Annotated in this window: 11 protein-coding genes and 1 pseudogene; 5 read left to right on the top strand and 7 right to left on the bottom strand. The window is 72.5% G+C overall.

Annotated features, from left to right (window positions below; all coding sequences use genetic code 11):
• From ACIWVC_RS21635 to ACIWVC_RS21610, 6 genes and pseudogenes are all read right to left on the bottom strand, one after another.
• Window positions 1-396, bottom strand: a pseudogene (locus ACIWVC_RS21635) (hypothetical protein); the annotation flags it as partial.
• Window positions 393-1,127 (bottom strand): 4Fe-4S single cluster domain-containing protein, encoded by a 735-nt coding sequence (locus ACIWVC_RS21630; RefSeq protein ID WP_396446588.1) that lies wholly within the window; start codon window positions 1,125-1,127, stop codon window positions 393-395. The pseudogene ACIWVC_RS21635 and the gene ACIWVC_RS21630, both read right to left, overlap by 4 nt.
• Window positions 1,124-3,031, bottom strand: coding sequence for an AAA family ATPase (locus ACIWVC_RS21625; RefSeq protein WP_396446589.1), 1,908 nt, complete (start codon window positions 3,029-3,031; stop codon window positions 1,124-1,126). Before ACIWVC_RS21625 ends, ACIWVC_RS21630 begins: the two co-directional genes overlap by 4 nt.
• Window positions 3,032-3,126: 95 nt before the next feature.
• Window positions 3,127-4,254, bottom strand: a complete 1,128-nt coding sequence (locus tag ACIWVC_RS21620; protein WP_396446590.1) for a response regulator receiver protein — start codon at window positions 4,252-4,254, stop codon at window positions 3,127-3,129.
• Window positions 4,251-6,596: a serine/threonine-protein kinase gene (locus tag ACIWVC_RS21615; protein WP_396454480.1), complete on the bottom strand. Its 2,346-nt coding sequence runs from the start codon at window positions 6,594-6,596 to the stop codon at window positions 4,251-4,253. The genes ACIWVC_RS21620 and ACIWVC_RS21615 overlap by 4 nt, the downstream gene beginning before the upstream one ends.
• Before the next feature lie 12 nt (window positions 6,597-6,608).
• Window positions 6,609-7,091 (bottom strand): DUF4282 domain-containing protein, encoded by a 483-nt coding sequence (locus ACIWVC_RS21610; protein ID WP_396446592.1) that lies wholly within the window; start codon window positions 7,089-7,091, stop codon window positions 6,609-6,611.
• A gap of 210 nt (window positions 7,092-7,301) precedes the next feature.
• Between ACIWVC_RS21610 and ACIWVC_RS21605 the strand changes: the two genes are divergently transcribed.
• Both ACIWVC_RS21605 and ACIWVC_RS21600 read left to right on the top strand, forming a co-directional pair.
• Complete coding sequence (locus ACIWVC_RS21605; protein ID WP_396446593.1) at window positions 7,302-7,721, top strand: DUF3592 domain-containing protein; 420 nt, start codon at window positions 7,302-7,304, stop codon at window positions 7,719-7,721.
• Window positions 7,722-7,742: 21 nt separating this feature from the next.
• Window positions 7,743-8,366 (top strand): prepilin peptidase, encoded by a 624-nt coding sequence (locus ACIWVC_RS21600; protein WP_396446594.1) that lies wholly within the window; start codon window positions 7,743-7,745, stop codon window positions 8,364-8,366.
• 4 nt (window positions 8,367-8,370) lie between these two features.
• Here the strand turns inward: ACIWVC_RS21600 and ACIWVC_RS21595 are convergent, their stop codons facing one another.
• On the bottom strand, window positions 8,371-10,107 hold the full coding sequence (locus ACIWVC_RS21595) for an LCP family protein (protein ID WP_396454479.1): 1,737 nt from the start codon (window positions 10,105-10,107) through the stop codon (window positions 8,371-8,373).
• 592 nt (window positions 10,108-10,699) lie between these two features.
• On the opposite strand from ACIWVC_RS21595, the gene ACIWVC_RS21590 reads away from it, so the two are divergent.
• The 3 genes from ACIWVC_RS21590 to ACIWVC_RS21580 all read left to right on the top strand — a co-directional run.
• Entirely contained in the window at window positions 10,700-11,530 is an 831-nt protein-coding gene (locus ACIWVC_RS21590; RefSeq protein WP_396446596.1) for a hypothetical protein, read from the top strand.
• A 12-nt stretch (window positions 11,531-11,542) separates the two neighbouring features.
• On the top strand, window positions 11,543-13,540 hold the full coding sequence (locus ACIWVC_RS21585) for a fumarate reductase/succinate dehydrogenase flavoprotein subunit (protein ID WP_396446598.1): 1,998 nt from the start codon (window positions 11,543-11,545) through the stop codon (window positions 13,538-13,540).
• On the top strand, window positions 13,537-14,190 hold a 654-nt coding region (locus ACIWVC_RS21580; protein ID WP_396454478.1), incomplete at its 3' end, for a succinate dehydrogenase/fumarate reductase iron-sulfur subunit. The genes ACIWVC_RS21585 and ACIWVC_RS21580, both read left to right, overlap by 4 nt.

Below are 14,190 nucleotides of genomic sequence, written 5' to 3'. Positions count from 1 at the left end.
CCCGTGCTGCGGCTGGCCGTACTGGCCGGGCCCCGGCTGGCCGTGCTGCTCCTGCCCCTGCTGGGGCATGGGCGGACCCCACGCGTCCGGCTGCTGCTGCTGCGGCGGGCCCCACGGGTCCTGCGGCTGCGCGGGCGGGCCCGGCTGCTGGTGCTCCGGGGCCTGCTGCCCGTACGGGTCGTGGGGCTGCGGCGGCTGCCCGTACTGCCCGCCGGGCGGCGGACCGCCGTACTGGCCGCCCGGACCGGGCGGCTGAGGGACCCGCGGCTGCTGGTCGTCGTACCCGCCCGGCGCCTGCCGGTGGGCGCCGCCCCCGCCGCGCGCCAGGTTGGCCCCGCAGTTCATGCAGAGCAGGTCGCCCTGCTGGTGCGGCTCACCGCAGACAGGACAGTTCAAGGTCGCCATGACACATCCCCCGAGCGCACGCCGGCGCGGTCGAGCCTCGACGTCAGGTGCTCCATGTCACCCCTTCGCGGGATCCCGATGTAGTACACCCGCCTTCCCTCCGGCCCTTCGTCCACGGACACCTGTACTCGGGGCCCTGTTCCTTCTCCAGTCTTCCCGACGCCGGCCAGTGCCCCGTACCGTTCGCGCCCCAGCGGGGACAGCGGCACGACACGCTGGTTGGCCGACCCCCTCCAGAGTAGGGAGCCGTCGCCGGGGTGTCGCCCCCCCGGATTCAACCGGTCTACGTACGGTCCCGTGATCACGGCGTCGCACAAGTCCAGGATCTCGCGGGTCGCGCCGCTGCGGGCGAGCCGCGAGTAGACATATCCGCTGTAAACCAAGATGTCCAACTCAATCGTCTCACGGCCGGGGGTCTCCCGCCACGCGCGGACACCGCGCAGCAGGGCCGCCAGCGCGGCCGGCTGCTCGAACGGCTCACCACCGGAAATGGTCACTCCGTCCACCGGACCGGGCAGGGACGCGAGCCATCCTAAAACGGTCTCGACGGGCACCGCGCGGCGCGGGTCGGCGTCCCAGGTGTCGCGGGAGAGGCAGCCGCGGCAGTGCAGCGTGCAGCCCTGCGTCCAGATGCCCGCGCGGGTTCCGGGGCCGAGTGCGGTCACGGGGTAGTGCGCCTTGGCGAGCAGCAGCGACGGACCGGTGCCGCCCCCGCCCGTCATCGGAGGTCCAGATGGACGATGCTGCCCTCGCGCCGGACGCCCGTCACCGTGATCTTCTCGTCCGGGACGAGCTCCCGGTCGAACAGGGCGCGCGCCAGCGGGTTGACGAAGTACGACTCCAGCGCCATGCCGATGCCGCGCCCGCCCTTGTCCAGTTCCTCGGTGCACCATTCGCGGAGCGTCGACAGCGCGTCGCCCTTCACCGCGAGGGAGAGCCGGTGCTCCTCGGCGACGCGGCGGCAGATGTTCGCCAGCTGCAGGTCGAAGATCTTGTGCGCGGCGTCGCCGGAGATGAAGTCGAACACGACGATGTTGTCGCCGAACCGGTTGAGCAGCTCCGGCCGGTTGAGGACCTCGGTGAAGTGGTCGGCGACGGCGCCCTTGATGCGCTGCTCGACCTCGTCGTACGGCATCCCGGGTGTGATGTTCTGCACACGCTCGGGCGCCCCGTACGGGGACGCGTCCCGCGTCGTGAGGTCGCGTCCCGGGACGTACATCCCCAGGTTGGACGTGAAGATCAGGATGGACTCGGAGAAGTGGACGGTGTTGCCGCGCCCGTCGGTGAGCCGGCCGTCCTCCAGGATCTGCAGGAACTTGTCCAGGATCCGCGGGTGCGCCTTCTCGATCTCATCGAAGAGGATCACCCGGAACGGGTCCTCGCGGACGGCGTTGGTCAGCTCGCCGCCCGCCTCGTGCCCGACGTAGCCGGGCGGGGACCCGATCAGCCGGTCGCCGGACCCCTCGCCGGAGAACTCGCTCATGTCGAAGCGCAGGTAGGCGGACTCGTCCCCGAACACCAGCTCGGTGATCGCCTTCGCCAGCTCGGTCTTGCCGGTGCCGGTCGGACCGGCGAAGAACAGCACGCCGCGCGGCCGGCTCCCGGACCGGGTCGCCTGCGCCCCCGACAGGCCGAGCACCGCCCGCTTCAGGATGTCCAGGGTCTTGGTGACGGCCTGCGGCTGCCCGATCACCCGCTCCGGGACGCGCTTCTCGCCCTCCAGCACGCGGCGGCGCAGATGGCCGCGGCTCCACGGGTTGTCGAGCACGCCGAGCTTGTAGGTGCGGACCGCGTCCGGCAGGTCGGTGAGGCCGACGCCGCGCTCCTTCGCCAGCCGGGTCACCTCGATCATCGACTGCAGCGTGAGCCCGTCGGCCTGCTCGGCGAACGCGTCGCAGGCCGCCGCGGCCGCCTCGTCCTGCCCGATGTCGGTGACCCCGAACGCGCGGGCCAGCAGCCGCGCCGTCTCCTGCCGGTCGCCGAGATGCGGGCGCGGGATCGTGATCTCGCGGATGGTCTCGTTGTCGGTCGTCAGCCACGGCGGCAGGTCGCCGGGCCGCTCCACCAGCCAGATGATCGGGTTGTAGAGCGGCTTCGGCCGCGCGCCCGGCACCCGCACGGGCCGGGCGCTGCGCGACAGCCGCGCGCAGAACCGGAAGAAGTCGCGCTCGGCCGGCTCCAGGTCGGTCGGGGTGCGGGCGATCCGGGACGCCGAGTCGATCACGAACGCGGCGCGGACGTCCTCCTTCGGCCGGGCCACCGCCGCCAGCAGCCGCGTCAGCCCCTCCAGCGAGGGCTTCTCGTCCGCCTTGATCTTGCCGAGCAGCCGCTCGGCCGCCCGCGCCGAGTCGCCGTCGCCGGTCCCCGGGATGATCTGCAGCCCGTCGACCGGGTCGTAGACGGCCATGAAGGACGCGCCGCTGGAGCGCAGCGCCTCCCACAGCAGGGCGCGCAGCGGCAGCAGCCCGGTGGGCGCGCCGCCCTCCGCCGGCGGCGTGAGGAAGCTGTCGTACAGGTTCCCCGACAGGACGTACTGGGAGTGCACGGAGAGGGTCGCGTCCAGCTCGCGGACGAACGGCGGCCACCCCTGGAGCCGCCCCCCGAGAGTCGGCGATTCAATGCTCATCTGTGCTCCCCTGCGGTGGGGCGGCGCCCCGCGTCCCCCGGTCCGCTTCGCTCATCGCGGGCGCGCCCCCAGTCCATTCCACGTCCCCCGGCACCTCAGTTATGACGTTCGCGGTGGCGCTCGCGTTGCCCCGCGCGCGCCCTAGTCTGCCGCGGCCGCGCCGAAACGGGCAGCTCACGCACTCCGGGCTCCAGCCGCCAGGACACGTCCGAGCGGATCCCGGCGCCGGCGAGGCGCTCCCGCGCCGCCTCGAACGCCGCGCACCACTCCCGCTCCCGCTCGACGTCGACCCGCCGGTCGTCCTCGCTCTCGGCGGGCCGCTCGCGCACCATCGACGCCCGGACGTGCGCGGCGTCGTCGACCCGCATCCGGACGCTGTGGTCGGGCCAGGCGCCCTTCGTCAGCGTCACGGTGCCGTCCTCGGCGGTCAGCGTCTCGAACCCGGCGTGGACCTCGTACCCCATGTCCTCGAACGCCGCGGTGATCGAGTCGAGCACGTAGCGCCGCTCGGCCTCGGCCTGCTCGGCGGCGTCGCGCTCGGCCGCCCGCCGCCGCTCCTCCGCGCGGCGCTCCTCGGTGCGGCGGTTGGCGGCCTGGATGCGCAGCCGCACCTCCTGCAGGACGCTCTCGGCCTCCTCCGCAGTCCCGGCGCCGGAGAGCAGCGCCGCCGCCTCGGCGACCGCGCGCCGCTCCTCGTCCGCCGCGTCGGGCAGCAGCCGGGTCATGATCCTTTCGAGGTCGCGCCGCACGTCGCCGGCTTCGGCGGGCGGCGGCGCGCTCTTCCCGGCGCCGGCCGTCAGGCCCTCGGCGGGGACGGCGAACAGCTGCGCGCTGACCTGGGCGGCGAGGTGCTCGGACAGCCGCCGCTCCGCCTCGTCCAGGGCCCGGTCGGCGGCGGCGCACCAGGCGGTCAGCTCTTCGGCGCTCTGCTCCCCGGGCGTCCACTGCTCGGGCAGCGCGACGTCCGCGCCGATCTTCGCGCGCGTCTCGGCGAGCGCCGCGATGCGCGCGTTGCGCTCCACGACCTCGCGCAGCGCGCGCTCCTGGGACTCGACCTCGGCGAGCGCCGCCGCCCGTGCCTCCGCCCTGCCCGCGGCGAGCGCCGCGAGGGCCTCCGCGCCCCGCCCGGCCGCCCCGGCGCCGCGCCCGAGCAGGCGGTTCATGCCCAGGCTGAGCACCACCGCCGCGTCGAGCGCGATGTCCGCGTCGATCCCGCTGCTCAAGGAGTGCCTCCGATCGTGCGTGCCTGCCGCCAGCGGTGCAGCCGCACCCCGGCCGCCACGGCGTGCGCGGCGGAGGCGGCGATCATGAAGAGGACCCAGAGCAGGCTCGCGACGGACGTCAGCGCCGCGAGCAGGAGCAGCAGGAGCAGCAGCGGGACCGTCACGGCGATCAGCACGAGGCCGCAGCCGCGGCGCCCGGTCCGCTGCGCGGCGCCCGACATCGTCTGGGACGCCTTCGAGAACCCGCGGCCGCTCGCGCTGAGGACCCCCGACAGCATCGACCACGGGCCGTGGGGCAGGTAGTCCTTGCCCTGCACGCGCGCCAGCAGCACCTCGCCGCCGCACTGCACCGCCCAGGCGAGCAGCGACACGGCGGCCAGCGCGCCGAAGGAGAAGCCCGACGCGGAGCCGTGCAGACCGACGGACGCGGTCCCGTCGTCATCGCCGCCGCCGAACAGCGAACCGACGACCCAGCTGCCGGCGAGCCAGAAGAACAGCACGGGCAGCGTCCACAGGACCGCCTTGAGCGTGGCGGCGCCGCGCCCGGCGAGCCGCTGCCGCTCCCGCTCCGCCCGCCGGGCGCGCGACGCCTCGGCGCGCTGCTCCTCGCTGCGCCGCTCGCGCGCCCGGGACTCCGCCTCGACGACGGCCTCGGGCGCCGCGCGCGTCACCGCGAGGAGCCGCAGCGGGTCGTCGCCGGCGCCGTCCGCCATCCAGGTGAACCACGGCACCGGTTCGGACACCGCCTCGCGCGCCCGGGCCGCGCCCTCCGCGATCAGCTGGTGCGTCTCCGCCGGGCGCGCGGCCAGCGCGAGCAGCGCCAGCAGCACGGCGGGCGGCTCCTCCGCCCCGGCGTCGGGCAGCCGCCGCGCCGCGCCCGGCGGCACGGCGTCCTGCCCGCGCAGCCAGCGGACGAGGTCGTTCCACGCCGCCGCGTGGGCGCGCCACTGGTCGTCGATCCGGGCGAGCTCCCCGGCGTCCTCGAAACCGGCCAGCACGTGCAGCAGATGGTGCTCCCACAGCGCCCGGCCGATGAGGACGGCGGTGCGGTGGTCGGGGTGCCGGTGGTCGCCGGCCAGCGCGGCGAGCCCCGGAAGGTCGTCGCCGGTGACCCGGCGGCCGAGGAAGTGCGGCGGGAGCGCCGGATCCAGCCACCGGACCAGGTGCAGCAGTTTCACGTCGGGCGGCAGCCGCGTCATGAGGTAGCCGTCGATGAGACCTATGCGGCTGTCGTCCGGGATGTCCGCGAGCCATTCGCGCAGGCTCCGCCATGCCTCGCCCGACTCGCCGCGTCCGAAGAAGTACTGCGCGGCGTGGTCCCAGTTCTCGACGAGCGCGCGTGCCAGCTCGTCCCTTCGCGTGTAGCGGCGGCCCCTGAAGGGGAGGCCGTCGCCCGCCTCGGCCTGCGGGCTCTCCTCCGCGACGGGCGGCGAGCCTCCGTCCAGCCACTCCTGGACCTGCTCGCCGGACCACCTCTTGCGCGGATCGCGGGTCAGCAGCCCGCGGCACAGCGTCCGCAGCCGCGGATCGGGGACGTCGTCCGCGCCGACCGGGCGCGTCGCCAGATGGTCGACCACCACGGTCTCGCTCAGGCCCTGGAACGGCGCCCGCCCCGTCGCCAGCTCCCGGACGATCATGCCGAGCGACCACCAGTCGCGGGCCGGCGACACCTGCCCGGACAGCGACTCCGGCGCGGCGTACGCCAGCGTCCGCGACGACGACGCGAACACCACGCTCTGGTCGAGGACCTTGCTCAGCCCGAAGTCGGCGATCGCCACGCGCACCGGCTCGGTCGCCGTGACCAGCACGTTCTCGGGTTTGAGGTCCCGGTGGACGATGCCCGCGCGGTGCAGGGCCGCCAGCCCCGCCGAAAGCTGCGCCGCGATCTCGCCGACCGTCTCCGCGGGCAGCGGGCCCCGCCCCGTCAGCGCCCGCAGGTTGCCGTCCGGCACGTACGGGGTGACCTCGTAGTCGCGCCCGTCCGCGTGCCCGGTCTCCAGGATCCGCAGGACGTGCGGCGAGTCGAGCGCGGGCAGCTTCGCCCAGACGTCCCGGTCGGCGCGGTAGCCGCGGCGGAAGATCTTCACCACGTACTCGCCGCCGGCGGTGTCCCGCACCAGCAGCAGGTCCGACTCGGCGCCCTGCACCGGCAGCTCCGCGACCGTCGTGTACCGCTCGCCGAGCACCGCCGGCAGCCGCATCAGCGGATCGCCGCCGGCCGCCGTGCCGTCCCGCGTCGTCTCCGCGGCCGCCCGGGGCCCGGGAACGCGCGCGTCGTCGCGCCGCGTCGCCCCGGCGTCCCGCCGGGTGTCCCGCGGCGGCGTGCCGTCGAACTCGCCCACCAGCAGCCCCGTCTAGCTCTTGTCCTTGATGACCCGCAGATACTCGGCCTGCTTGAACCGCACCACCACCGCCTCCATCAGGATCCGGACGAACAGCATCTGGAAGAACCAGATCAGCGGTGTGGCCAGGATCAGCAGGATGGCCACCGCCCAGTAGAAGTCCATGGAGATGACCCAGATGGCGAACCCGACGATGGCCAGGCACTCAAGGGTGACCATCACCATGGACAGGACGTAGAAGACCTTGAGCAGCCTCGGGGTCACCAGCGAGTCGAAGTTGGCGTCCAGGAGGGCGGCGAGCAGGCCCTTGTCGGTCCGCTCGGGCGGAACCCATCCCTGCTGGTCGTACGGGCCCGCTCCAGGCCCGGCCGGGCCCGGCACGCGGGGGCCGGGAACGGGACCCTGCCGCCGGCCCGGCGGCGGACCGTACGGGCCTCCGGCCGGATCGGGCGCCTGCGGGCGCGGTGGGTGGCCGGGGTCCGAAGGATTCGTCATCGCCGTCGTCTCCAGTGTCGGGCCTACACACAGACTCTAGAGCCTGCGCCCGCCCCGCACCCGGAGCGGCCGCGCGGTAGGCCGGGACGGGTCGCGCGGAGTGCGCGGGCGGCGCCCGGGCGGTGCTGTACGTTGTGGGGAGGCCGCGGGTCGGCGGGACCCGGCCGTGCGCGGCGGGACCGGATCGGATGAGCGCGGCGGGTACCGGTGATGTCGGATTGGCTTCTAGTGATCGTGCCGCTGCTGCTCGGCTCGGCCCTCGCGGCCGGCGGCGTCCACCGCTACCGCACGTCCCGCGCGTTCCTCGCCGCGGCGCACCGCGTCCCGGGGATCGTCGCCGGGGTCCATCGGACGTCGACCACCGACTCCTACGAGTACTTCCCGGTGCTGCGCTTCCGCACCTTGGACGGCGCGGACATCGAGACGGTCGGTGAGACCCGGGCCGGCTCCTACGAGCTCTTCAGGCTCAAGGGCTACCAGGTCGGCGTCCTGTACGACCCGCGCGACCCGCGCAAGGCGCGCATGGACACCTCGTCCGGGCGCGCCCTCGCGGGCTCGGCCGGAATGGTGGCCGCCGGCTGCGTGTTCGCGGCCATCGGGATCGCGTCCCTGGCCGCCCACCTGGCGTGACGCGGGACGGGACGAGAGACGGTGATCGCGTTCGTGCTGCCGCCGGCGGGGTTCGCCGCCGGGCTGCTCATGGCGCCGATGGCGGCGCCGTACGTCGGCGGCGTCCCGCGCCGCCACCGGATCCTGATGGGCGCGGCCACGGCCGTCCTGTTCGGCGTGCTGGGGTGGCGGCCCGGAGCGGACCCGGTCCTCCCCGCGCTGCTGTACCTGGCCGCGGTCGGCGTCCTGCTCGGCTTCATCGACGTCGAGGTCAAGCGGTTGCCGGACCGCTTCACGCTGCCGTCCTACGGCTTGGCGGCGGCGCTGCTCGCGGTGGCCGCGCCGTTCACCGGCGACGGGCCGCAGCGGTTCGGGCACGCGCTCATCGGCATGGCCGCGCTGTTCGCGCTGTACTTCGCGCAGGCGCTCATCGTCCCGTCCGGGATCGGGATGGGGGACGTCAAACTGTCCGGCGTGCTCGGTCTCTACCTCGGCTGGTTCGGCCGGGACGCCTGGGTGCTCGGCCTCCTCGCGACCTACCTCCTCGGCGGCCTCGCCGCCGCCGGAATCATGATCGTCCGGCGGACGCGCAAGGGCGAGTTCCCTTTCGGCCCCTGCATGCTCGCGGGGGCGCTCGTCTCCGTCCTGGCGTTCGCGGCCGCCTGAGACGTCACTTGCAGAGCTTCTGGCCGCCCTTCACCCCGCCGCCGATCCTGTTGATGGCGGGCGGCGCGAGACGGACGCCGTTCGCGCCGATGACGAGCCGCACCCCGCCCTCCGGCGCCTGCGCGTCCGGGGTGAGCAGAGCGTCGGGGACCTCCCGTGCGAGCGCCGAAGCCTGCTGCTCCGCCGCCGGCGAGTAGACGAGGCGGCTCTCCGCCGCGGCGGCGCCCTTCTCGACCTTCTTCGCGACCTTGTAGCCGCGCCGCTTGAGCTGCGTGACGACCCGCTCGACCAGCTTGTCCTTGCCGCCCGCATCGACGACGGTGACGTGCACCTTGCCGGGCGCGGGCGGCGCCGGCTGGGCCTTCACCGGCTTCGCCGGCTCGGCGGGCAGCTCGCTGTCGTGCTGGATCGCCTCGAACAGCGGCTTCGCCAGCTCCTGGTTCCACTGGACGCGGTTCGGGTCCGGGGCGTAGCGCTCCACCGGGACGGTCACGAACCGCACCTGCCCGGCGCTCATCCCCTTCAGGCCGTCCGCCAGCTTCCGCATCGCCGCCAGGTCGAGGTCGTCGTCGGTGGTCATCGACTTGGTCGCGGCCTTGAGGAACTTGTACGTCTTGGCCGGATCCGTGAGGACGGAACTGCTCGTGGCCTTGTCGACGACCGACGCCATGAACTTCTGCTGCCGCTCGATCCGCTCAAGGTCGGAGCCGTTCCCGAGCGAGTAGCGGGCCCGGACGTAGCCGAGCGCCTGCTCGCCCTTCACGGTCTGCTTGCCCGCCTTCAGGTACAGCTCGGCTCGCGGGTCGTTCACGGGTTTGTCGACGCAGATCTCCACGCCGCCCAGCGCGTCCACCATCCGCTTGAACCCGGCGAAGTCCACCTGGACGAAATGGTCGATGTGGATGCCGGTGAGCGACTCCAAGGTCTTCCACGTGCACGTGGGGCCGGCATACGCGAACGCGGCGTTCAGCATCCCGAACTGCGCTGGAACGGTCCCGCCCTTCTCCTTCCTGCACTCGGGGATCTTCACCATCGAGTCGCGCGGGAAGCTGATCCCGATGGCCTGGTCGCGGTTCGGCGAGAGGTGCAGCAGGATCGTGGTGTCCGACCTCGCCCCCGACAACCCCGCCGCCGCGCCGTAGCGCGCGTTCTCGCCTTCCCGGGTGTCGGACCCGATCAGCAGGATGTTGAGCGACTTGTTCAGCTTCTTCGGCCGGTTCGTCCCGAGCTTGTCGCTGACGTGCTCCTGCTCGATGCCGCCGACGAGGTCGTGGTAGAGCCAGGCCGCCCCGCCGCCCCCGAGCAGCATGACGACGACCGCCCCGATCGCGACCCGCCGCAGCACCTTCCGGCGGCGGCCGCGCTTCCTGCCTCCACCGCCCTCACCGGCAGCGGGCGTGTCCGCGGTGGGGGAGGAGCCGCCGTCGGCTCGCTCCGCGCCCTCCTCGCCCTCCGACGCGCCGTCACTCGGATCGGAAGTAGGCCCGGCCGAGGCGGCACCCGACTCGCCGTCCTCGCCGGCGGCGGTTTCTCGTTCTTCGGAAGTTCCTCGTTCTTCGGAATCCGTACCGCCTTCGGAATCCGTACCGCCGCCGTCCTGGCCGGACTCGGCCGGAGCAGCGTCCTCGGAGTCGCCGCCGTCCGGCTTTGCGCCGCTCTGGGCGGGCTCGGGGGCTTCCGGGGCGGTGTGGGCGGCCTTGTCCCCCGCGAGATCGTCGCGGCCGGGGTCTTCGTCGCTCATAGGTCACGTCTCGGACGGGCCCCGGTGGGGGCGGGCGGTTCAGGGCGATTGATCATTCTATGGATGCGGCGGGGCGCGCGGGGAGCGGGAGCATCCCCTAGTTGGATGCTCGACGTGTCTGTTCTGTTGACAGAACCGGGAAATTGTCCGCGTCCGGATCGGGCCGTCCCGCCGTCCGACCGGCCGCCGCGGGCCGGCGGGTGATCCAGGGTGCGGCGACCGTGCGGTCATTCCGTAGCGCGCTCATCTCGATTCCGCTGTGCCATAACAACTGGTTATGGGCGGCGGACCGTGCGGCGGGCCTGGGACGGGGCTAAAGTCTGTGGTCAGGCTCACATGCGGGTCTGGCTGTTATGTATGTCACAGCTCCCGGCAGGTGGCGTAGGGTCGCTTCGCTGGAAGCGCACACGAGGCGTCACCGCCCGCTTGCGGCACCGGCCCGCGGCCGCCGGAGCGGCGGCCCCCGCCGGGACGCATGGCCACGGCTCACGGCGCGATCGCGCGATGGGGCCGGCGGCGGGGCGCGGCGCCCGCATGGTGCGCGCGGACCGTGGTACGGGGACACGACGACCCGAGCTCAGGAGAGCGATCGATGAGCACTGTGGAGGCGCCGTCCAGGACGCGCGCCCAGATCAAGGAACGAACCCTCCGCAAGGACAACTGGCGGCTGTACCCCCTCAGCATCTTCGTGATCTTCACGGCGTGGGTGGTCTACGCGACCGTGCGGGCATTCTGGGGCTCCGCGTTCTACGTGCCGCAGTACCACTACCTGACGCCGTTCTACTCGCCGTGCCTGAACGAGATCTGCAACAACGTCACGGTCGACGGGCACACCGGCGACGCGGCGGAGTTCGGGACGTTCCTCCCGGCGGGCACCCGCGGCTGGATCCCCTTCGCGGCCGTCTCGCTGCCGTTCCTGCTGCTGTTCCGGCTGACCTGCTACTACTACCGCAAGGCGTACTACCGGTCGTTCTGGGCGTCGCCGTCGGCGTGCGCCGTGAAGGAGCCGCACGGCAAGTACACCGGGGAGCGGCGCTTCCCGCTGATCGGCCAGAACCTGCACCGCTACTTCTGGATGGCGGCCGTCCTCATCTCCCTCATCAACACCTACGACGCGATCCGCGCGTTCCACGGCAAGGACGGCGGCTTCGGGATCGGGCTCGGCACCGTCATCCTGGTGGTGAACGTGATCCTGCTGTGGCTGTACACGCTGTCGTGCCACTCGTGCCGGCACATCGTCGGCGGGCGCCTGAAGAACTTCTCCAAGCACCCCCTCCGGTACCGGATGTGGGGCTGGGTGTCCAAGATCAACGAAAGCCACGGCACGTACGCGCTGATCACGCTCGGCACGCTGGTGGTGGCCGACGCGTACATCGCGCTCGTCGCGGGCGGCGCCTTCAACGACCCGCGAATCTTCAACTGAGGCCAAGGAATCATGACTGAGATCGAGAGGCACTCGTACGACGTCGTGGTGATCGGCGCCGGCGGCGCCGGGCTGCGCGCGGCGATCGAGGCGCGCCTTCAGGGCAAGAAGACCGCGATCATCTCCAAATCGCTGTTCGGCAAGGCCCACACGGTGATGGCCGAGGGCGGCGCCGCCGCCGCGATGGGCAACGTCAACGCCAACGACAACTGGCAAGTGCACTTCCGCGACACCATGCGCGGCGGCAAGTTCATGAACAGCTGGCGGATGGCGGAGCTGCACGCCAAGGAGGCCCCGGACCGCATCTGGGAGCTGGAGCTGTGGGGCGCGCTGTTCGACCGCACCAAGGACGGCAAGATCAGCCAGCGCAACTTCGGCGGGCACGAGTACCCGCGGCTGGCGCACGTCGGCGACCGGACGGGCCTTGAGCTGATCCGCACCGCCCAGCAGAAGATCGTCGCCCTCCAGCAGGAGGACAAGGCCGAGTACGGCGACTACGAGGCCAGGCTCAAGGTGTGGGCCGAGACGACCGTCACCCGCCTGCTCAAGGACGCCGACGGCAAGATCTGCGGCGCGTTCGGCTACGTCCGCGAGACCGGCAGGTTCGTCGTGTTCGAGGCGCCGGCGGTGGTGCTGGCGACCGGCGGCATCGGCAAGGCGTTCAAGGTCACCTCCAACTCGTGGGAGTACACCGGGGACGGGCACGCGCTGGCGCTGCTCGCCGGCGGGACGCTGCTGAACATGGAGTTCGTCCAGTTCCACCCGACGGGGATGGTCTGGCCGCCCTCCGTCAAGGGCATCCTCGTGACCGAGTCGGTCCGCGGCGACCGCGGCGTCCTGCGGAACTCCGAGGGCAAGCGGTTCATGTTCGACTACATCCCCGAGGTCTTCAAGGACCAGTACGCCACCACCGAGGAGGAGGGCGACCGCTGGTACGACGACCCCGACAACAACAAGCGGCCCCCTGAGCTGCTGCCCCGCGACGAGGTGGCCCGCGCGATCAACTCCGAGGTCAAGGCGGGGCGGGGATCCCCGCACGGCGGCGTGTTCCTCACCGTCGTCGACCGGATGCCGGGCGGCGCCGCCGAGATCGTCAAGCGGCTGCCGTCGATGTACCACCAGTTCAAGGAGCTGGCCGACGTCGACATCACCAAGGAGGCGATGGAGGTCGGCCCGACCTGCCACTACGTGATGGGCGGCGTGGAGGTCGACCCCGACACCGGCGCGGCGAAGGTCCCCGGCCTGTTCGCGGCGGGCGAGGTGTCCGGCGGCATGCACGGCTCCAACCGGCTCGGCGGCAACTCCCTGTCGGACCTGCTGGTCTTCGGGCGCCGCGCCGGGCTCGGCGCGGCCGAGTACGTGGACGCCCTGGCCGCGCGCCCGGCCGTCCCCGAGGCCGAGATCGAGGCGGCCGCGACCGAGGCGCTCGCGCCGTTCGAGCGGGAGGGCGGCGAGAACCCCTACGCCGTGCACGCCGAGCTGCAGCAGACGATGAACGAGCTGGTCGGCATCATCCGCCGGGAAGAGGAGCTGAAGCAGGCGCTGGAGGCGCTCGGCAAGCTCCGCGAGCGGGTCGCGAACGTGAGCGTCGAGCCGGTCGCGGTCGGCGACGGGCGCGGCTACCACCCGGGCTGGCACCTCGCGCTCGACCTGCGCAACATGCTGCTGGTGTCGGAGGCGATCGCGAAGGCGGCGCTGGAGCGGCGGGAGAGCCGCGGCGGCCACACCCGGGACGACTACCCGGCGATGTCCGCGGAGTGGCGGAAGATCAACCTGGTCTGCTCGCTGGCCGGCGACCCGGCGTCCCCGCACGTGGAGCTGACCCGGCAGCCGCTCGCCCCGATGCGCGAGGACCTCCTCGCGCTGTTCGACAACGACGAGCTGAAGAAGTACCTGACGCCCGAGGAGCTGCCGAAGGCCCTGGCCGAGGAGGTCAGGACGGAGGAGGCGGAGGCCGCCGCGGGGTCGGGTGCGACCGCCGCCGCGGACGAGGAGGAGAGCGACCGATGAGCTACGAGGCCAAGTTCCGGGTCTGGCGCGGCGACGAGGGCTCCGGTGAGCTCACCGACTACACCGTCGAGGTCAACGAGGGCGAGGTCGTCCTCGACATCATCCACCGGCTGCAGGCCACGCAGGCGCCCGACCTCGCCGTCCGGTGGAACTGCAAGGCGGGCAAGTGCGGGTCGTGCTCGGCGGAGATCAACGGCATGCCGAAGCTGATGTGCATGACGCGGATGTCGACCTTCGAGCCGGACGAGACCGTCACCGTCACCCCGATGCGGACGTTCCCCGTCATCCGCGACCTGGTGACGGACGTGTCGTACAACTACGAGAAGGCGCGGGAGATCCCGTCGTTCGACCCGGGCGACGCCGAGCCGGGCGAGCTGCGCATGCAGCAGGTGGACGTCGAGCGCTCGCAGGAGTTCCGCAAGTGCATCGAGTGCTTCCTGTGCCAGAACGTGTGCCACGTCATCCGTGACCACGAGGAGAACAAGAAGGACTACGCCGGCCCCCGCTTCCTGATGCGGATCGCGGAGCTGGAGATGCACCCGGCCGACCAGGCCGACCGGCGCAACATCGCGCAGGACGACCACGGCCTCGGCTTCTGCAACATCACCAAGTGCTGCACCGAGGTCTGCCCCGAGCACATCAAGATCACC

Source organism: Actinomadura sp. (assembly GCF_044508335.1).
Lineage (GTDB): Bacteria > Actinomycetota > Actinomycetes > Streptosporangiales > Streptosporangiaceae > Spirillospora.
This window is presented reverse-complemented; position numbering and strand designations above follow the sequence as displayed.